At 67.0% G+C, this 18876-nt stretch carries 19 protein-coding genes and 1 pseudogene; 8 read left to right on the top strand and 12 right to left on the bottom strand.

Annotated elements, in window-relative coordinates; all coding sequences use genetic code 11:
• Positions 1 to 133: 133 nt before the first annotated feature.
• The 4 genes from ACFWU5_RS05115 to pdxH all read right to left on the bottom strand — a co-directional run bounded on the left by ACFWU5_RS05115 (position 134) and on the right by pdxH (position 4124).
• Positions 134 to 1417, bottom strand: coding sequence for an MFS transporter (locus tag ACFWU5_RS05115; protein ID WP_379266252.1), 1284 nt, complete (start codon positions 1415 to 1417; stop codon positions 134 to 136).
• 45 nt (positions 1418 to 1462) lie between these two features.
• Positions 1463 to 2092 (bottom strand): hypothetical protein, encoded by a 630-nt coding sequence (locus ACFWU5_RS05110; protein ID WP_379266251.1) that lies wholly within the window; start codon positions 2090 to 2092, stop codon positions 1463 to 1465.
• 319 nt (positions 2093 to 2411) lie between these two features.
• Complete coding sequence (locus tag ACFWU5_RS05105) at positions 2412 to 3323, bottom strand: hypothetical protein (RefSeq protein WP_379266250.1); 912 nt, start codon at positions 3321 to 3323, stop codon at positions 2412 to 2414.
• Positions 3324 to 3419: 96 nt separating this feature from the next.
• Positions 3420 to 4124, bottom strand: coding sequence for a pyridoxamine 5'-phosphate oxidase (pdxH, locus tag ACFWU5_RS05100; protein ID WP_379266249.1), 705 nt, complete (start codon positions 4122 to 4124; stop codon positions 3420 to 3422).
• Positions 4125 to 4200: 76 nt separating this feature from the next.
• On the opposite strand from pdxH, the gene ACFWU5_RS05095 reads away from it, so the two are divergent.
• A complete protein-coding gene (locus ACFWU5_RS05095; protein WP_379266248.1) occupies positions 4201 to 5322 on the top strand; it encodes a citrate synthase 2 in 1122 nt (373 codons plus the stop codon).
• Positions 5323 to 5417: 95 nt separating this feature from the next.
• Here the strand turns inward: ACFWU5_RS05095 and ACFWU5_RS05090 are convergent, their stop codons facing one another.
• Together ACFWU5_RS05090 and ACFWU5_RS05085 are read right to left on the bottom strand one after the other, a co-directional pair.
• Complete coding sequence (locus tag ACFWU5_RS05090) at positions 5418 to 5825, bottom strand: type II toxin-antitoxin system VapC family toxin (protein WP_379241301.1); 408 nt, start codon at positions 5823 to 5825, stop codon at positions 5418 to 5420.
• Positions 5822 to 6139, bottom strand: coding sequence for a type II toxin-antitoxin system Phd/YefM family antitoxin (locus tag ACFWU5_RS05085; protein WP_379241300.1), 318 nt, complete (start codon positions 6137 to 6139; stop codon positions 5822 to 5824). The genes ACFWU5_RS05090 and ACFWU5_RS05085 overlap by 4 nt, the downstream gene beginning before the upstream one ends.
• Positions 6140 to 6400: 261 nt before the next feature.
• Here ACFWU5_RS05085 and ACFWU5_RS05080 point away from each other — a divergent pair, with 261 nt between their 5' ends.
• Entirely contained in the window at positions 6401 to 7198 is a 798-nt protein-coding gene (locus ACFWU5_RS05080; protein ID WP_379266247.1) for a polysaccharide deacetylase family protein, read from the top strand.
• 37 nt (positions 7199 to 7235) lie between these two features.
• Here ACFWU5_RS05080 and ACFWU5_RS05075 read toward each other — a convergent pair whose 3' ends face one another.
• Complete coding sequence (locus ACFWU5_RS05075; RefSeq protein WP_379241298.1) at positions 7236 to 7868, bottom strand: hypothetical protein; 633 nt, start codon at positions 7866 to 7868, stop codon at positions 7236 to 7238.
• Between the two features lie 109 nt (positions 7869 to 7977).
• Here ACFWU5_RS05075 and serC point away from each other — a divergent pair, with 109 nt between their 5' ends.
• The 3 genes from serC (at position 7978) to ACFWU5_RS05060 (ending at position 11180) form a co-directional block, all read left to right on the top strand.
• Entirely contained in the window at positions 7978 to 9099 is a 1122-nt protein-coding gene (gene serC, locus ACFWU5_RS05070) for a phosphoserine transaminase (RefSeq protein ID WP_379266246.1), read from the top strand.
• A 333-nt stretch (positions 9100 to 9432) separates the two neighbouring features.
• A complete protein-coding gene (sepH, locus tag ACFWU5_RS05065) occupies positions 9433 to 10455 on the top strand; it encodes a septation protein SepH (protein ID WP_379266245.1) in 1023 nt (340 codons plus the stop codon).
• Positions 10456 to 10463: 8 nt separating this feature from the next.
• Positions 10464 to 11180: a DUF6928 family protein gene (locus ACFWU5_RS05060; RefSeq protein WP_379241295.1), complete on the top strand. Its 717-nt coding sequence runs from the start codon at positions 10464 to 10466 to the stop codon at positions 11178 to 11180.
• A gap of 3 nt (positions 11181 to 11183) precedes the next feature.
• On the opposite strand, the gene ACFWU5_RS05055 is transcribed toward ACFWU5_RS05060, so the two are convergent.
• Positions 11184 to 11483 (bottom strand): DUF2537 domain-containing protein, encoded by a 300-nt coding sequence (locus ACFWU5_RS05055; protein WP_379266244.1) that lies wholly within the window; start codon positions 11481 to 11483, stop codon positions 11184 to 11186.
• On the bottom strand, positions 11480 to 12283 hold the full coding sequence (locus ACFWU5_RS05050; protein WP_379266243.1) for a TrmH family RNA methyltransferase: 804 nt from the start codon (positions 12281 to 12283) through the stop codon (positions 11480 to 11482). Before ACFWU5_RS05050 ends, ACFWU5_RS05055 begins: the two co-directional genes overlap by 4 nt.
• 25 nt (positions 12284 to 12308) lie before the next feature.
• On the opposite strand from ACFWU5_RS05050, the gene ACFWU5_RS05045 reads away from it, so the two are divergent.
• Complete coding sequence (locus ACFWU5_RS05045; protein WP_379266242.1) at positions 12309 to 12701, top strand: YccF domain-containing protein; 393 nt, start codon at positions 12309 to 12311, stop codon at positions 12699 to 12701.
• 16 nt (positions 12702 to 12717) lie between these two features.
• On the opposite strand, the gene ACFWU5_RS05040 is transcribed toward ACFWU5_RS05045, so the two are convergent.
• Complete coding sequence (locus tag ACFWU5_RS05040; RefSeq protein ID WP_379241291.1) at positions 12718 to 13155, bottom strand: MarR family winged helix-turn-helix transcriptional regulator; 438 nt, start codon at positions 13153 to 13155, stop codon at positions 12718 to 12720.
• A 62-nt stretch (positions 13156 to 13217) separates the two neighbouring features.
• Between ACFWU5_RS05040 and ACFWU5_RS05035 the strand changes: the two genes are divergently transcribed.
• Both ACFWU5_RS05035 and ACFWU5_RS05030 read left to right on the top strand, forming a co-directional pair.
• A complete protein-coding gene (locus ACFWU5_RS05035; RefSeq protein ID WP_379241290.1) occupies positions 13218 to 13478 on the top strand; it encodes a DUF2530 domain-containing protein in 261 nt (86 codons plus the stop codon).
• 102 nt (positions 13479 to 13580) lie between these two features.
• A complete protein-coding gene (locus tag ACFWU5_RS05030) occupies positions 13581 to 14207 on the top strand; it encodes a TetR/AcrR family transcriptional regulator (protein WP_379241289.1) in 627 nt (208 codons plus the stop codon).
• On the opposite strand, the gene ACFWU5_RS05025 is transcribed toward ACFWU5_RS05030, so the two are convergent.
• Entirely contained in the window at positions 14204 to 17515 is a 3312-nt protein-coding gene (locus ACFWU5_RS05025) for a sacsin N-terminal ATP-binding-like domain-containing protein (protein WP_379266333.1), read from the bottom strand. The two genes, ACFWU5_RS05030 and ACFWU5_RS05025, sit on opposite strands and share 4 nt — an antisense overlap.
• A 518-nt stretch (positions 17516 to 18033) precedes the next feature.
• A pseudogene (locus tag ACFWU5_RS05020) lies at positions 18034 to 18876 on the bottom strand (DUF3027 domain-containing protein); the annotation flags it as partial.

Raw genomic sequence — 18876 nt, 5'->3', positions numbered from 1 at the left:
AACCGTAGGCACCTGTGCGGTCGGCACAGGTGCGCTTGCGCCTAACGCTAGCTGTTGTCGCGTGGAGACGAGCAATCAGGGTTGCCCTGTCCGGTTCTCACACCGGCGGCTTTCGGCGGTGAGGTCGACCGGCCTATTTCACCACCACGTCGGCATGTGCGCGAGCTACGCGGTAGCGCACGAAGGCGGGGAAGGCCAGCGCGGCCACAACCACCCCGATCACCACCAGCACGCCACCACCGGCAGCAGCCACAGCAGTACCCATACTGGCCGCCGCGAAACCGTGGGCAACATCACCGACGCGCGGCCCACCTGCCACGACCACGATGAACACGCCCTGCAGGCGGCCGCGCATCTCGTCGGAAGACACGGTCAGCAGCATGGCCGTGCGGAAGGCCGCCGACACCATGTCCGCCGCACCGCCCAACGCCAGGAACGCCAGCGCTATCCACAGCCATACTCCGAGCCCGAACCACCGCCCGGCCAACCCGACCGACAGCCCGAACCCGACCATCATCAGGCCCCAGACCGCCACCGACACCACCACCGCGAGACCCTGCCTGCGCACCCGCGGTATCCACCCGGAGAACACCCCGCCCAGCACCGACCCCACCGCGAACGCCCCGAACAGCAGACCCAACGCCAAGCCGCCTTCGACCGGGTCGTGGAAGGTCTCGTGCGCGATCTCCGGGAACAGCGCGCGGGCCATCCCGAACACCATCGCGATGAGGTCGATCACGAAGGAGGCGAGCAGGATTCGTTGTCCGGCCAGATAGCGGAACCCGTCGAGCACGGTGCGCAAGCCCGCCCGCCGCTGCTCTCCCGTCGGCGGGAACGCGGGCAGCCGCCACACCGCCCACAGCGTCGCCAGCAGCGCGATCGAGTCGATCAGATACAGCGTCGCCAGCCCGATCACCGGAATCAGCAGCCCCGCCAACACCGGCCCCGCGATCATCCCGACGTTCGCCACGGTCATGCTCAGCGAACTGGCCGAGGCCATCTGCTCCGGCGGCAACAGCCGGGCGATCAGCGCGCTGCGAGCCGGCTGGTTCACCGCGAAGAACGCCTGCTGAGTGGCGAACAGCCCGAGCACGAGCCACACATTGTCGACCCCGAGCGCGGCCTGCACCCAGAACGCGACCGCCGTCAGACCCGTACCCGCTGTGGTGATGACGAGCAGCGTCCGCCGATCCATCACATCCGCCAGCGCCCCACCCCACAGCCCGAACACCACCAGCGGAACCAGCCCGAACAGCCCCGCCAGCCCCACATACCCCGAACTGCCGGTGATCTGAAAAATCTGCTGCGGCACCGCGACCACCGACAGCTGCGCCCCGACCATGGTGACGATGTTGGTGGTCCACAGCCTGCGAAAATCGCGATTACGCAGGGGTTCCGTGTCGGCGAGCAACTTCACTCACCGCACGTTAGCCACTGTCACCCAAAACATCCCACGATTTACTCAGTGAGATTGCCCACCCGAATCCCGCTCGCCGACGGCGACGTTCGCGACGAAGTCCGGGTGCGCCGACACCACCAGGTGTGTCGTGGAATCGTTGAGCCACACATCCGCGAAGAAGCCGGACTTCGACCACGCCAGCATCCCCGCGATCATCGCGATGGGAAAACACCCGGGCACGGCCAAGAAGCCCAGCGGGATGTACAACCACTCGACCCGCGCGACGATCGCGACCGCGAGGGCCACGAACCCCAACACCACGATCACCAACGCCGACAAGGCAATCCGCCGAAACCGCCGGACCTCATACGCGCAATACACACACGCCGGACACTCGAACCGCAACCGCGCTTCCGGCACGAACGCCACCGGATCCCGCCACGGCAACGGCACATACCGAAAGAACTCCCTGATCGTCGGCCGCTCCGAACCTGGTCCGCACGAATTCACAACAAACGAACGCCGCGAAACCGCAGGCAGCCCATGCTCGCTACACACATCGGGCATGGGCTCCACCAACACCAATTCCAACGGAGCGGTGGTCAACACGGGAACCCAATCCGGATCAACCACCGTCTCCAACTGCACTACGCGCCGCGCGATCACCATGACCAGCCGTTTTCCACTATCCACTCGCAAAGAAGAATGTCTCCGGCCACTGCCCACCAGCCTCCATCCGCCGCTTCCAAATAACCATCGCCGCTCGTTTGCCGGTGTATTCATATTCAGCGTCATCGAAGGAATACCCGGCAGGGCCTTCCTCTGGAACGCGCACTATCCTTGGTGCGTCGTCAGGGAATACGCCCGGAACTTTCACGCTGTACTCGGCGTACTCAGAATTCTCGGCAATCAGCCGCCCACTAATCATTGTGAGATAACAGCAGCACTGCGTTGCCGGGGGCCAGCCCACAGAGGTTCGATCGGAACCGGCCCGCCCCGCTGCGTCGATAGCTCAGCCGAAAAGCTCGTCCGCGCTGGTCGCGGTCACCGCCTGCGGCAGCCATGCACGGAGCTGATCGAGGTCAGCGCACTCGGCGAGCACTACTCGTTGGGCGGCGGAGAGCTCGATCCCTCGGCCGGTAAGCACGGTGAGGACGGCATGCGCAGCTTCGGCACGAAGCTTCTCACGCCCCTCCTCACGCGCCTCCTCGCGACCTTGCTCACGACCTTGCTCACGCAGTCGCTGAGCGGATTCCGAACGGAAGAAGGAAAGATCCGTCTCCATTTTGTCCCTCCAAAGCTGAGCCGCGTCGGTGTGTGAAATTCCCTGCTCGATGAGTTCGGCGTAGAACTCGGTCTCGTCATCTAGCCCGTGTCTACGGAAAGCAACGATGATCGCCTCCAGTATCGCACCGATCTCGGGCTCTCGGGCATGCGTAATCGCAGAGAGTGCGGCCAGCGGCAGGTCGGCGAGAACGTCTGCGGGTTCGGTGATGACGGGCACGTTGTGCGGACCGAGCACGATGGGTTGGAGCGTGAAGCACGTCCAGCCTCGATACGTGAGCGTCAACGGCTTGCTCGCCCAGGTGGCGGTCTCCTTGTCGTGGCAGACCACCACCAGCACTACCGGCAAGCCGTATTTGTTGTGCAGGTAGGTCACGTAGTACGACCACGCGGCAACCCTCGAGGCATCCTTGCTCGATTGCGCCTCCACGATGAGCAGGAACTCGTCCAACGCGGTAGTTACCCGCAAGATGGTGTCGGCCCGCCGTTCGACCGGCGCCGTCTCGGTCAGATCGACCGAAATCTGTTCCACTGCAATGGGATCAGGGAAAGGTAAGTCCAGCACTCGAAACGCGTGCCCGACAGCTGCGGCGTTGTACGTGAAGATCCCGTGCATCGCCTCATGCGATGAGCTGATCATACGCGAAGGCTATCAGTTATCGAACAACAGTTCGAATCGGGCAAATCGTCATATCCCCGGCAAACACCGCAACCATTCGGACGAATAGACGCGCGCTCAGGGCTGGAGGCGTTCGACGCGAGTGCCTGCCCCGTCGATCCGTACGACGATCCGGTTGTGTAGACGACCGTGTCTGCCCTGCCAGAACTCCACCTCGTCGGGGCGTAGTAGATAACCGCCCCAGAATGGTGGGACGGGGATGTCGTCTACCTCGGCGAATCGTGCGGTTGTTTCGGCCAGCGTGCGGTCGAGGTCGGTGCGGGAGGCGATGGGGCGGGATTGCTGGGATGCCCAGGCGCCGAGGCGGGATTCCCGGGGTCGTTGCGCCCAGTAGGCCGCGGTGACGTCGGCGGGGACGCGTTCGGTTACTCCGCGCACGTGGACCTGTCGGGCCAGGGCGGGCCAGACGAAGCTGGCCGCTGCGTACGGGTCGGCGGCGAGTTGGGTGCCTTTGGCCGAGTCGTAGTTCGTATAGAAGGTGACACCCTCGGGTGAGAGGCCTTTGCACAGGACCGTGCGGGCTACCGGTCGGGGGGCGGGGCCGGTCAGGGAGACCGTGGCCAGGACCATCGCGTTGGGTTCGGCCACACCGAGTCGTCTGGCTTGTTCGATCCAATTGCGTAACAACGGTTCCCAACCGTCCGCTACCCACTTCGGGTCGAGATCGGGTTCGTCGGCGGGGGCGACGAGCGGGTTGCCGTAGTCCACGCGCATCGCGGCGAGGTCGGGCGCAGCGGCGGCGAGGGGGTCCAGGTCACGCATAGGGCCGACACTACCCGCAGGCCTGTTCAGGTCTATGGTGCACAAGTATCGCCATGCCCCTGCAAGGAGAGTCGCCATGACCAGCTCGGTACCCGAGGATTTCGTCAGCGGACTGGAAGGCGTAGTCGCCTTCACCACCGATATCGCCGAGCCGGACAAGGACGGTGGCGCCCTGCGATATCGCGGCGTCGACATCCAGGATCTGGTTGCCGACCGGGTGACTTTCGGCGACGTGTGGGCGTTGCTGGTCGACGGCGAATTCGGCCGTGGCCTCCCGCCCGCCGAACCGTTCCCGCTGCCCGTGCATACCGGTGATGTGCGCGTGGATGTGCAGGCCGGCCTGGCCATGCTCGCCCCGATCTGGGGCTACGAGCCGCTGCTGGACATCGACGACGAGACCGCCCGCGACAACCTCGCCCGCGCCTCGGTGATGGCTCTTTCCTACGTGGCCCAGTCCGCGCGCGGCATCTACCAGCCCGCCGTCCCGCAGCGCAAGATCGACGAATGTGACACTGTCACAGAACGTTTCATGACCCGCTGGAAGGGCGACCCCGACCCGCGCCACACCGAGGCCATCGACGCCTACTGGGTATCCGCGGCCGAGCACGGCATGAACGCCTCCACCTTCACCGCCCGCGTCATCGCCTCCACCGGCGCCGATGTGGCGGCTTCGCTGTCCGGCGCGATCGGCGCCATGTCGGGCCCGCTGCACGGCGGTGCCCCCGCCCGCGTGCTCCCGATGATCGAATCGGTCGAAAAGTCCGGCGACGCAAGGGCTTTGGTCAAGGGCATCCTCGACCGCAAAGAGAAGCTGATGGGCTTCGGCCACCGTGTCTACCGCGCCGAAGACCCCCGCGCCCGCGTGCTCCGCGCCACCGCCAAGCGCCTCGACGCCCCCCGCTACGAGGTAGCCGCGGCCCTCGAGCAGGCCGCCCTGGCCGAACTGCGCGAACGCCGCCCCGACCGCGCCATCGAAACCAACGTCGAATTCTGGGCCGCGGTCATCCTCGACTTCGCCGAGGTCCCCGCCCACATGATGCCCGCGATGTTCACCTGCGGCCGCACCGCCGGCTGGTGCGCGCACATCCTCGAACAGAAGCAACTGGGCAAGCTGGTCCGCCCCGCCGCCATCTACACCGGGCCCGCACCGCGCACCCCGGAAGAGGTTCCGGGCTGGTCGACCATTCAGCCTGCCTGATTGCGCCTCGCCGTCGAATCACATTGCCCAGCAACAGATTCGGCGGCGAAGTTCGTCCGAGTTGCCGGTCCTCGTGGTCGAGCTTCTCCAGCCGATCACGACGGTGACACGACGGGCAGACCGCACTGCTCGGCGAAGGCGGCCAGCCGCTTGTCGTAGGTGACGAAATGCGCGAGGGCTGAACCTAGTTCGAGCGCGGCTGCTACATGGATGGCGTCCAGTGAACGCAGGGTGGTCCCTGGAGCGAGCTGGCCTGCTTTGTCGTAGACCGCGCTGGTCAGGGTTACGTGCGAGCAGCGCTGCAGCCACTGGTCGGCGCGCAGGTGCGCGTCAGGACGCGCACCGCATGCGTGCAATCCTCGGCGGACTTCGGTGCGCGATAGCTGGCTGGTGATCTGCCTGTCCGGCGATTGTTCGACCAGCCACTCCTCCAACGCTTCGGACTCGACCTCGTCTTTGAACAACTTGATGGCCGCACAACTATCCAGGTACAGGAACTTCACCGCGTGTGCTCGTCACGCAGGGCGATGATCGCTTCGCTGCCCAGCCTGGTCCCTGGCGGGGACGGTTCTCGCGGAATCGCGGCGGTGTCGTGACCCGTGGGGAGTTGGTCGAGAATCGCGGGGTCCAAGATCCCATTGGCGATGGCCTGCTCGATCGCTTCCTCGGCCGGGTCCGGCGGGAGAATTCGCCCGACAGTCTCGCCGTGGCGGGTGACGGTGAAGTGCTGTCCGCGACGGGCTCGGTCGAACACGTCGGCAGCGTTGCGCTGCAGCTCACGAATGGTGATCATCGTGTCTGACAATGGCTCGGTCATGTCTGACATGATACGCGAATGCCTGACATCATGCCGATATCAGCGGGGGGTTCATTGTCAGCTACTTGCCATATCTAACCGATTTACCTGCGCGAACGTGTTCGAATCGCGTGTGGATCGGCTCGGCGATAACATTCCAGCGAACGTGCGGCCGGTGGGCGTTCTCGTGAGGAGTGGGTTGTGTACAGCAATGGTTTGTCTCGGCGTCGAATGCTCGGTGTGTGCGCTGCCCTCACGGCCGGGTTTGCTACGGGATGCACTGTGGCGCAGGGCGATTCGGCGGTGTCCGGTGGCACGCGCAGTACGTCGGCGAAGCCTGTCGTGCCGGTCAGCGCGCATCCTGTCGCCACTGCGGAGGCGGCGCCGGCCTTCTCCCCCGCGCAAGTAGCTGCTCGATACGCGGGAACGGCCCCGCACCAATGGGGCGTTGACCTGCCCGGAATCACCAGTAGCTTTCCCTCGGTCGGTAAACAGTTCGCGCTCACGCTCGACGCGTGCGGCGGACACGGCAACAGCGATATCGATCAGGCGCTGATCGATTTTCTGACCGTTGAGCAGGTTCCCGCCACCCTGTTCCTCAACAAGCGGTGGGTCGATGCGGACCCGGCTCGCGTGCAGCGGCTGGCTGCGAATCCACTGTTCGAGCTGGCTAATCACGGTGGGGCGCACAAGCCGCTGTCGGTGTCGGGGCGGGCCGCGTATGGGATCGCGGGGACGGGCTCGGCCGACGAGGCCGCGTATGAGGTGTGGGACAACCATGAGCGGATCACGCAGCTCACCGGGCGCGCGCCGCGGTTCTTCCGGGCCGGTACCGCCCACTATGACGAGGTCGCGGTCGCGATCTGTCATGAATTGGGCGAGACCCCACTGGGTTTCACCGTCAACGCCGACTTCGGCGCCACCGCGTCGGCAGCACAGGTTCAGCGTGCGATGAGCGCGGCCACACCGGGCGGAATCGCCCTGGCCCACATGCACCGCCCGAATTCCGGCACCGCGGCAGGCATGGCGGCCGCTATCCCGGCCTTACGCGCAGCAGGCTTCACCTTCGTCCACCTGTAGGCCTCATATGTGGGCCCGTCGACTTGATCGGCGAAAGTCAGAGCGCGCTGAAGTCGATCGCGACCGACGCCCCACGGTCGACCGTGAAAAACGCTGCCTCCAAACGGGTTCCGAGTTCGATCTGTCCGATGGCGCTCAACGGGACCGGCGCGATCAACCGCACCCGCCAGGGCAACGGTTCGTCCCAGGCGCGCATTTCCAGGTCCAGGCGCAGGACCGGGTCGTCGCGCCCGGTGTAGTCGGCGGCGATCGGGGCGACCGCGAGCACGGTCGCTTCGGCTCGGCGGCCGTTGGCCAGGATTTTGGCTGCGGCCTTGCGGCCCGACTCGGGGAGCTCGGGGACGAACAGCACCACCCGTTCCCGGTCGCCCGGGTCCACCCGGCAGCCGACGACGTCGCCGGGCTGCATCCACTCCAGGTCCTGGCTACGAACCCGCTGCCGAACCCGCGCGTCGTAGGCCAACTCCCCCGGCACCGAAACCCGCACGCTGAACCGGTATCCCCCTTCCCCGCGTCGACTGCGCACCGACAGCACACTGGCCTGCGCCGCCAACCCCCTGATCAGCAACTCCCGCCGAGCGCCTTCGGACAGCAACCCCGGCCGTCGACCGAACACCCACACCCACCGGTCGAACAGGCTCCGCCCGGAATCGACCGCAACAAGGCTCATAGCTGGAGAGTAGTGCCGATGGTCTGTCGGTAAGGGCAAATTCCCCGCACTCCCGGTCACCGCCACCCACCCCGCGATCCCGGATTCCCGCACCACTAAACTCGCCCCCATGACCAGTGCGTTCCCGACCATTCCCGCCGACCTCTTGCCCGCCGACGGACGGTTCGGTTGCGGCCCGTCCAAGGTGCGCCCGGAGCAGCTGCAGTCCCTGGTGACTGTCGGCGCCTCGGTGTTCGGCACCTCGCATCGCCAGAAGCCGGTCAAGGACGTGGTCGCTCGCGTTCGCAACGGCCTGCGTGAGCTGTTCTCCCTGCCCGACGGTTACGAGGTCGTGCTCGGCAACGGTGGCACCACCGCGTTCTGGGATGCGGCCGCGTTCGGCCTGATCCGCGAGCGTTCGCTGCACCTGACCAACGGCGAGTTCTCCTCGAAGTTCGCCTCGGTGGCCAAGGGCAACCCGTTCATCGGCGACCCGATCGTGGTCAAGGCCGAGCCGGGCAGCGCGCCCGAGCCCGTGTCGGACCCCAGCGTCGACCTCATCGGCTGGGCCCACAACGAGACCTCCACCGGTGTCTCGATCCCGGTGTCGCGTCCGGTCGGTTCCGAGAACGCCCTGATCGCCATCGACGCCACCTCGGGCGCGGGCGGTCTGCCGGTGAACATCGCCGATTCCGATGTCTACTACTTCGCCCCGCAGAAGTGCTTCGCCGCCGACGGTGGCCTGTGGATCGCGATCATGAGCCCGGCCGCGCTGGCACGGGTTGCCGAGATCAAGGAGTCGGGTCGCTGGACCCCGGAGTTCCTGTCGCTGCCGATCGCGGTCGACAACTCCTCCAAGGACCAGACCTACAACACCCCGGCGCTGGCCACCCTGCTGCTGTTCGCCGATCAGATCGAGTGGATGAACACCAACGGCGGCCTGGACTGGACCACCAAGCGCACCCTGGATTCGTCCTCGCGCCTGTACTCGTGGGCCGAGTCGAGCTCGTTCGCGACGCCGTACGTGACCAACCCCGCGCACCGCTCGCAGGTCGTGGGCACCATCGACTTCGACGACGCGGTCGACGCCGCTCAGGTCGCCAAGATCCTGCGCGCCAACGGCGTCGTCGACACCGAGCCGTACCGCAAGCTGGGCCGTAACCAGCTGCGCGTGGGCATGTTCCCGGCGATCGATCCGGAAGATGTTTCGCAGCTGACCCGTTCGATCGACTGGGTTGTCGGCCAGCTCTGAGATAACACCGACATCGGGCCGGTGCCCGGCAACCTCTTTCGGTTGTCGGGCACCGGCCTTTTTGTCGGACGTCGTGAACCGACACAGCACACATTCGCAATATTCGCGGCGTTTTCGACAGATCTCGGTCCCGATATTTGATGTTGATCCATCACCAAAACCCCTGTACACAAGCGGAATTCGTGCGGGGAGCCGATCAGATTAGCCCCCTGGGCAGTCCCGGCGCGCGATTTAAGTGTGCGTGTCTGCTGCGGTGGCCAAGTAGTGTGCATTACTGTCATGGAAAGTGGGCGGTGTCCTAGCAGACGGAGCCGACGCGATCGGGAGGTAATGGTGCGGGAACTTCGAGTGATCGGGGTGACGCCCGACTCCACGGCCATCGTGTGCAGTGACACCGAGTCCGGCACCAAGTTCCGGCTGCCCGCCGATGACAAGCTGCGCGCGGCGGCGCGCGGGGACCTCGCACGATTCGGCCAGATCGAAATCGAAACGGAGGCGACTATGCGTCCTCGCGATATTCAGGCCCGTATTCGTGCTGGAGCGTCTGTCGAGCAGGTCACCGCGGAGTCCGGAATGCCGGAATCCAAAGTCGAACGTTTCGCCTACCCGGTCCTGCTCGAGCGCGCTCGCGCCGCGGAACTGGCGCAGAAGGCGCATCCGGTGCGCCCCGACGGTCCCGCGGTGGAAACGCTGCACGAGATCGTCACCGCGTCGTTCGCCGAGCGCGGCCACACCATCGAACAGGCCGAATGGGATGCCTGGAAAGACGAAAAGGGTTTCTGGGTCGCGCAATTGCAGTGGCGGCACGGTCACTCCGAGATCGCCGCGCACTGGCGCTACCAGCCCGACGCGCACGGCGGCTCGGTCGCCCCGCTCGACGATCCGGCCACCGACCTGATCGATCCCGACTTCGGCCGGGCACTGCGCGGGCTGGCGACAATCCTGCCCACACCCGCCGCGGCCGCACCGGTGATCGAACCGCCGATCCCGGTGGAGCCGCGTCCGCGTGAGCCGCTGGCCGCACCGGCCGCGCGTCCGCAGAGTCGGCCGGCGCCCACCATGGACGAGTACTACGAGCAGCGCCAGGTCGCGGCCGGTGGCGGGGTGCCGATTCCGGCTGCGCCCGCCGCGCCGATCCCGGCCGCGCCCAAGCCTGCCGCGCCCAAGCCCGCTGCGCCGATCCCTGCCGCACCGGTTCCGGCCGCGCCGAGTCAGCCTGCGGCGCACCAGGAACCGCCTGCCGTCGAGGAGCCGGAGAAGCCCGCACCCAAGCCCGCCGCACGCACCAAGCGGGGCAAGGCACCCATGCCCTCCTGGGAAGACGTCCTGCTCGGCGTACGCAGCTCCGGCAATTAGAAACTGCTGTGACGGCGGCTTCCACGCTTTGGTACGTCGACACGGCTGATCCCGTCGCGATCGATGGGCTCGAGCCGGATCCGCTTGCGGCGGAGGCACTCGCCGGGCAGTTGTACAGCGAGCACGATGTTCGGCCGCACATGGTCGGGACTCTCGCCGGTTGTGCCGCGCCTGACCGCGACGAGGTCTACATCGGTTGCTATCCCGGACTGACCGTCGTGTGTACCGCCGAGGCCGCGCTGGTGCACCCGACGAAGCTGCCGGAACTGCTTGTGCGGCCGCTGGCTTCCGAGCACACCTATCTGGTGTCCTATGACGCGAACCTGCACTGGGGTGCGTTCGCGCATTGGGAGCGGGGTGAGTTCCGGCGGTCGTTCAGTTCCACCAGGGTGGACATCCTCGAGGACGAGGGGCTGCCGATGGTGTGGGAGCGCACGTTCTGGGCGGGCGAGCATCCGGTGCCGTGGCACGGCGAGGAACGTCGGGAACCGCACTCGCTGCCGTTCGATCCGCCGCACTTCGCCGATGCCGCCAATCACGAATGGCTCGGCTTCGGCTATCTGACTTCCGGGCGGCTCTCCCCTGGTGACCTGGCGGTTTGCGGGTTCACGCTGTATCCGAAAGGGCAGGCGCCCGAACGTAATCAGGCGGGGCGTCCGGGTGCGGCCACGCGACGCAAGCGGGGGCTGTTCGGGTGGTTGCGCGGCAGCGATCGGGTGCTGTGACCGTCAGCTGATGACGTAGACGATGGCGGCGATCCAGCCCAGCACCACCGCCGCGGACGCACCGGCCAGCACCCACCGCACCACCGGTGTGAACCGCCACCGCCACGCCGTGGGCACCACCCCGACCACGGCCACCACGTTCACCGCGACCGCCAGCAGCGGATGCACCGCGGCCAGCGCGCAGCCGAACGCGTAGACCGCCGTCGCGCCCAGCAACGCGACCAGCACCGCCACCGTCCCGCCCGCGGCCCACGGCACCGAGTCCGAGTGCGCCCGATACGGCCCCTCGCATTCCTGACTCATGACGTGCGCACTCGTTCGTAGAACGCCATCGCCGCGGCGGTCGCGACATTGAGCGAATCGGTGCCGGGCGACATCGGGATCCGTGCCCGAATATCGGTGGCGCGCATGGCTTCTTCCGTCAGACCGGGCCCCTCGGCACCCAACAGCAATGCCACCTTCTCCCCCGTCATCGCCGTCGCCAGGTTCTGCGCGGCCGGGTTCGGCGTCAAGGCGATGACCTGAAACCCTTTGTCCCGCAATATATCCAGACTCTCGGGCCACTGCGGTAGTTGCGCGAACGGCACGCGAAGGACATGCCCCATCGACACCCGAACGGCCCGTCGATACAGCGGGTCGGCGCATCGATCTCCGAACAGCACCGCGTCCGCGCCGAGCCCCGCCGCATTGCGGAACATCGATCCCAGGTTCTCGTGATCGTTGACGCCTTCCAGCACCGCCACCGTGCGCGCACCGTCGAGCACCTCGTCGACCGTCAAGTCCGCTGGACGTGGCGCGACGGCGAGTACCCCGCGATTGAGATGGAAACCGACTACCTCCGCCATCACCTCGGCGCTGGCGCGGTAGTACGGCAGGCCGCGATCGGCGAGATCGTCTTCGAGGGTCTCGTACCGCTTTCCGACCCCGAGCAGCGCGTTCGGCGTGAATCGCGAATCCAGCATCCGCTGCACGACCACCACACCCTCGGCGATCACCAGGCCTTTGCGCCCCGGTAGGTCCGGCCTGCGGTCGGCATTGGACAGGTCGCGGAAGTCGTCGACGCGCGGGTCTGCGGGATCGTCGATATCGATAACGTCGGCCACCGACTAATCCTGGCATGCTGGAGGCATGAAGCTAGTCCAGTTGATCTTGAACATCCTGTGGGTGGTGCTGTGCGGGTTCTGGATGGCCATGGGGTACCTGCTCGCGGCGGTGATCTGTTTCATCCTGATCATCACGATCCCGTTCGGCATCGCGTCGCTGCGGCTGGCCGGCTACGTGCTGTGGCCGTTCGGCCGCACGGTGGTCGACAAGCCGACCGCGGGCGCGGGCTCGCTGGTCGGCAATGTGATCTGGTTCGTGTTCGCGGGCTGGTGGTTGGCGTTGGGCCACGTGTTCACCAGCATCGCGTTGGCGATCACGATCATCGGACTGCCGTTCGCCTGGGCCAATCTCAAGCTGGTGCCGCTGTCGCTGTTCCCGCTGGGCCACGAGGTGGTACCGACCGAGCAGGCCCGCTGAATTACTCCGACTCAGCTCACTCGGACTCGGCGACGATCTGATTCATGATGCCGACGGCTTCGTCGAGCACCGCGATCTGTTCGGGGCGCAGTTCGGCCAGGCGTCCGGTCATCCACACTTCGCGAGCGTTGGTCTCGTCGGCGATCAGCGCGCGACCGGCAGGCGACAGCGAGACGATGATCTGGCGGCCGTCGGTCGGGTGCGGGCGGCGTTGCACCAGATCCAGATCCGACAGCGAGGCGATGACCCTGGTCATCGACGGTGGTTGCACGCGCTCTTTGCCTGCCAGCGCGCCGGGCGTCATCGCGCCATCACGAGCCAGCGTCGCCAGAGCCGACAGCTGAGTAAGCGAGATCTGCGCATCGGAACGGCGTCCGCGCAGGTGTCTCGTGAGCCGCACGACGGCCAGTGAAAGGTCACCGGCCAGGGCGCGGACGTCCGATGGCGTTGTCACAGTGCAGAACTCTACGGTAAGTCCGGCTGTGCTGACGGGTTTCACGCCGCTACTGTTTGGGTATGGATGCCGGACACGTCAGTCCCGAGATACCGCAACTGCCTCGAATCCTGGTCGACCCACGTCCGGTCGTGCTCGGCGGTTTCGCCTTGTGGGCCATCGCGACGATCGCCGTGTGGGTGAACGTGAGCTGGGCCGATGCTCGCCCGGTGTGCCTGATGGGGTTGGTCGTCGGAGTGCTCGGGTCGTCGATCTTCCTCGCGCAGCGGCGGTCCGCGCGACGCGGAGACAAGGGCGCTCAGGTGGGTCTGGATACTGAATAGGGTTTAGGTCACATCGAATTCGTCGCCAACTGGTCGAATGTCCAGAGATTTTCGGCGGAACGGCGAATTGACTGTTCGTGGCGCGAGCGCTTAACTCGCACAGTGTCCACCCGATTGAGTGTCGAAGAGCGCCGGGCCCACCTGATCGAGGCAGCCATCGGTCTTGCCGAGAAAAAGGGCGTGGCGGGCGTGACCACGCGCGACGTCGCCCAAGCGGCAGGCGTGTCGCTAGGTGTGGTGCATTACTGTTTCGAAAACAAGGACGCGCTGATGACCGAGCTGGTCAAAGCGCTGTCGATGGAACTGCGAGATTCCGTCGATGCCGACGAAACAGTATGGGACGACGCGGGAACAGGAAAAGAAGCGCTGCGGAAATTGGTGCGGCGCGGCCTGGAACTGATGTGGCGCAACATCGAAGCCACCCCCGAACGTCAGCTGCTCACCTACGAGACCACCACCTACGCACTGCGCGAAGGGGAATCGACCCCGGCCAAGCTGGCGATCGCGCGCGAACAGTACGGATTCAACGACAACACCGTCGCCGATGTCATCGACCATTGCCGTGAGGCGACGCAGACCCAGTGGAACACCCCGGTGACGGCGTTGAGCCGGTTCATTCTCAATGTGATCGACGGGATCGTGCTGCGCTGGTTGGTCGATGACGACAGCGAGTCGGTGCAGGTGCAGCTCGATCTGCTCGCCGAGATGATCACCGCGCACGCGAGTTAGGTTCGCGGGACCTGGATGTGGGTGTCGTCGCCTTCGCGCCACCAGGGGACGTGCACGGTGCCGGTGATCGCGCCGCGCAGGTGCACTTCGAGGGTTTCGTGCAGGACGAGGTCGCCGGTGGTGTCCGGGGGCGACCACAGTTGACGTAGGACGACACCCAAAGGTTCTGCGGCCCAGGTGCTTCGGCGGCCGGTTCCCAGCACCTCGGCGCTGACCTGCTCCGAGACCAGCGGAAGGTCGAGCAGGGCGGCCAGGGCTTCGGCGTTGTCGATATCGCCGACTATCAGTCTTTCCGACGGGACGACCAGGCCGAAGCAGGGCTGGTCGAGGACCATCGCGGCGCTCGCGTCCACGACGGCGCCGGACAGGGCGCGGACCTGATCCGGCAGGTCCAGTTCGCGGGGGTCCAAAGCGCCGGTCGCCACCGCGGCGGCCAGGCGGGCGTTGGTGCGGGCAATGACTTCCGGCGCAGGGGTTTTCGAGGGGTCGGCCAGTGCGTCGAGGAGTTCTTCGGCCAGACCGGCTGACATCACCTCTGCGCGGACCAGGGCGGGGCGCAGGGCGTCGAGGTCTTTTCCGTCGATGCCCGGTACCGCGAAAGCTGTGAGTAGGCCTGCGAATTCGGTGTCGTCGGGGTGGCGGAGTCTGCCCAGTTGGATGCCGTCGATGTGGGCGTGGTGGTGCAGCCACCAGGTGGTGTAGCTGTTGCGGTCGGCGAGCAGGGCGCGGGTGCGCGGCTCGGACAGCAAGTGGCGCAGGGCTTCCGGCCAGCGGTCTTCGTCGACCAGGTCGAGGTCGCGTACCGCGGTGAGTTCGCGGGGGTCCTCGGACAGGGTGTTCCACCAGGACTGTTCGTCGTCGAGGTCGTGGTCGGGGCCGATGGGTTCCGGGTCGTGGACTACGGCGAAACCCCAGCCGACGCCGATCGCGCGCAGGGCTTGTTCGCCGAACTCGGCGACGGTGGTGTCGGCGATGGTGGTGAAGGGTGCGTCGTCGGCCAGGATGGCGGCGAGGGGGGCGCCGGGCAGGAGTAGCTCGTCGGCTGGGCGTAGTTCGCCTGTGCTGTCGGGTAATTCGAGCAGGCCCAGCCAATCCGGTAGCGAATCGACGGAGGCGAAGGGGGTCAGCTGCAGTACCGCGGCGACGGTGTCGGCGTCTGCCGGATCTTGCTCGAGCAGGTCGCGGAGGGCGGGGTCGGTGAGTAGGTCGTCGGCGCTGGCGCTGCGGGCACCCAGGCGGGCCAGGAGGGGGTGGGTGGCGTCCGGGTGGGCCAGGCGGGCCCAGTGAACGGAGACTGCGACGGTGAGTTGGTCGTCGAGGACCACTGTGCGTGGGCCGCTGACCAGGCGGCCGTCTGCCAGTGGGACTGCCAGTGCGCCGAACTCCTCGGCTGTTCTGTTGTCGACGACGAAGGGTTCGAGGGCGGTGTAAAACCTTCGCCACCAGCGGGGTTCGCGGTTCAGGCCACTCGAGAGGTCGGCTACAGCGGCCGGGCCGAGGCGGTGGACGTCGAGGACTGAGAGTTTGTCCTGGGCGGCGCGGCCGGATAGCTCTGGGATCACCAGGGGGCCGGTGATGTCGGCCAGGATTTCGGCCAATTCTGGTGTGAGGTCGGGGAATACGCTCGCGCGGGGCGGGGTAGTGCACGGCGCGTTGGCGTCGGATGGGTCGTAGGAGAGTGCGGCATCCGATGTGAAGGGATCGCCGTCGAATGCGACGCTGCCACCCTCCGACGCGAAGGAGTCGCTGTCCGAAGCAAAGGGGTCGCTGCCCGAGGCGAACGGGTCGCTGCTCGAGGACGGTTCGCTCGGTCCGAGCGTGGAGCGCGAACCGGCACTTCCGGCCGATTCGGATTCGTCAGCGGCGGCGAACAAGTCCATGAGGTCTGGGATCTTGCCGGCCGGTGCGGATTCACCGGCGCCGAAGGGATCCGCGGCGGCGCTGTCGGACGCTGCTGATTCGGCGGTCGAGCTGGAAACCTCGCCGGCGTGCGGTGCAGGCTCCATCGGGTCCCAGTGAGCTGCGGGTTCAGTGGTGCGTGTGGCGCAGATCGGGAGCCAGGGGTTGGCGCGGAGTTCGGTGATGACGGCTTCGCGGAGGAGGGCGTCGGCCTCGCTGCGGGCGAAGCCGGGGGTGGGGACCATGACCAGGCGGTCGCGGGGCGGGAGGGCGCGGGCGAAATCCGCGTATCCCGTTGCCAATTCGTTGACGCGGGCGCCGGGCAGGAGGCGGCGGCGGTCGGGTTGCATGGGGATGTCGGCGATCAGGATCGCGGGCAGGGACAGTTCCTCGTCGGAGCGAGTGGGGGCGCGTAGGACGTCCGGGGCGGCGGCGGTGGGTCGGCCCTGTCGCAGTGGGAGCAGCCAGCGGGCCTTGGTAGTCCGGTACTGCCACCAGGTTCGACGTGCGCCGGACGGGAGGGTGATGGTCAGCTGGCTGAGGGCCCCTACCTCGGCAGCGGCGACACCACCGCGCCCGGCGGCATCGGCATCGGCATCGGCATCGGCATCGGCATCGGCATCGGCATCGGCATCGGCGCCAAGGATGGCGGAGTCAGCACCAACACCAGCCTCGGTGCCAAGGTTGGCGGAGTTCGCGTTGAGCGGAGTAGCTGTAGCTAGAACGGTTACCGCGCTGGCGAATTCGTCGTCGCCGATTCGGATGCGCTGTAGGGCAGGCAGTTCCAGCAGGAGGTCCGGGGCTTCGGCGCGCATGGCGTCGAGGAGGGGCTCGGGGTCGATGTCGGCGCGGAGGTGGATGACGATTTCGGTGTCGGTGCCTGCCGGCGGGGTGGTGGGGACGGGCCAGGCCAGGCGTAGGACGGGGGGTGCGATCTCGGACAGGTCGTCGGGGATGACGATGCCGGTTTCGTGCAGGGCCTGCAGGGTTGCCGCGCGGGAGAAGCGCAGGGATCCGGTGGTGGAGCGGACTTCGATCTCGTCGCCGACCGATCGCACCGCGGTGAAGCCGACGCCGAAGCGGCCGACCTGGGCGGTGTCGGTTTTTCCGGACGCGCGCAGGGCGGTGAGCGCGTGCACGCCGGAAACAGTCAGTGGCGCACCGGTATTGGCGACATGCAGGCGTCCGTCGACCACCCGCACGGTCAGCTCACCCGCGACACCGGCCTTCGCGGCAGCGTCGGCGGCATTCTGCGCGAGCTCGGTGAGCAGCCGATCCCGGTAGCCCGCGGCCACCAGATCGGCCTCACTGGCACTGTCCTCGCGCAGCCGCGTGGGCGAATCCCGCCACGCGGCAAGAACTCCGGCCCGCAGATCCGCCGTGCCGAACGGATCCCCCGCACCGTTCAGCGCGACACCGACGATCCGTGCTCCATCGAATCAGCCTGTGCGCCTTCGTCTTCCGAGGCCGCTGCGATGCCCTCGCTGTTCAAGGGCGCGTCGACACGCAGCTGCGCTGCCTCGGTGCCGTTCGCCTCCGAACCGTCGGAGACCGACACGCTTGCGGCATCAGCAGCGACTTCCGCCGTCACGACCTCGTCGGCCGACTCCGGCTTCGCGCCTTCCGCAAGCGCGGCACGCTCAGCCTCCACCGCGGCGACGGCTTCGGCCTCCGCGGTCTCCTGCCGGTCGCCGGCCCGCTCGGCCGCAGCCTCGCCGACCTCGGTCAACGCATCGGCACCTTGCTCAGCCGCAACGTCAGTGGTCGCGACCTCCACGACCTCGCCTACAGAATCGGCACCTTGCTCAGCCGCGACGTCAGCGGCCGCGACCTCCACGACCTCGCCTACAGAATCGGCACCTTGCTCAGCCGCGACGTCAGCGGCCGCGACCTCCACGACCTCGCCTACAGGGTCGGCACCTTGCTCAGCCGCGACGTCAGCGGTCGCGACCTCCGCGACCTCGACTGCAGAGTCGGCAGTCTCCACGACCGATGTCGCATCCTCGACCACCGGCCGCACGATCTCGACGAAATCCACCGCATGGTCATCGAACGCCTCGTACAACGGCGAACCGTTCCCACTGGGCGCGATCACGTCGGAGTGCGCACCGCACCCGTAGGCGATGTTGACCACGTGCCCGTCGGCACCCATCGCGTTGCCGCACACGCCGAAGGATTCGCGTAGAGCGCCTGCCAGTGGCAGGTAGAAACCGCACATGCCGCAGGTGGACGGTGCGGCCTTGGCCATTTCGGTGTCGGGGCCGAATTCGGCGAACCAGCGTTGGGCGGCGTCGGCGCGGCCTTCGACGCTGAGTACCTGGACGCGGCCGAGGCCGACCTCGCGGGCTACGTCGTCGATGACGGGGTCGCCGGTGGCGATGTAGCCGGGGACAAGGCGCGGGTCGTCGGCGGGGGTGGCGAGCAGGTCGCCGGGGCCGAGGTCGCCGGGGCGCACGCGCTGGTCCCACGGGATGAAGTCGGGGGCGATCAGGGCGCCGATGGCAGGCAGCAGCGCCGACTCGCTGACGGTGGCGTAGTCGGCGCCGGGGGGCGCGGCCACGACCACGGCCCACTGCCAGCCGCGGTAGCCGGGCAGGGTCGCCTCGAACCGGTGGGTGGCCGCGGTGTCGTCCTCGACGGTCACCCCCAGATGGACGCCTACCCCGTCGGGTTCGAGCGCGACGAGCGCACGACGTGCGACCTCGGCCGCGTCGGCCAGAACTCCACGCATGCCGGACTCCGAAACAGATACTGCGCTCACGGCATACAT

The sequence above is a fragment of the Nocardia sp. NPDC058640 genome (genome assembly GCF_042716995.1).
Lineage (GTDB): Bacteria > Actinomycetota > Actinomycetes > Mycobacteriales > Mycobacteriaceae > Nocardia.
Note: the sequence above shows the minus strand (reverse complement) of the source record. Positions and strands in the feature narration are given on the sequence as shown.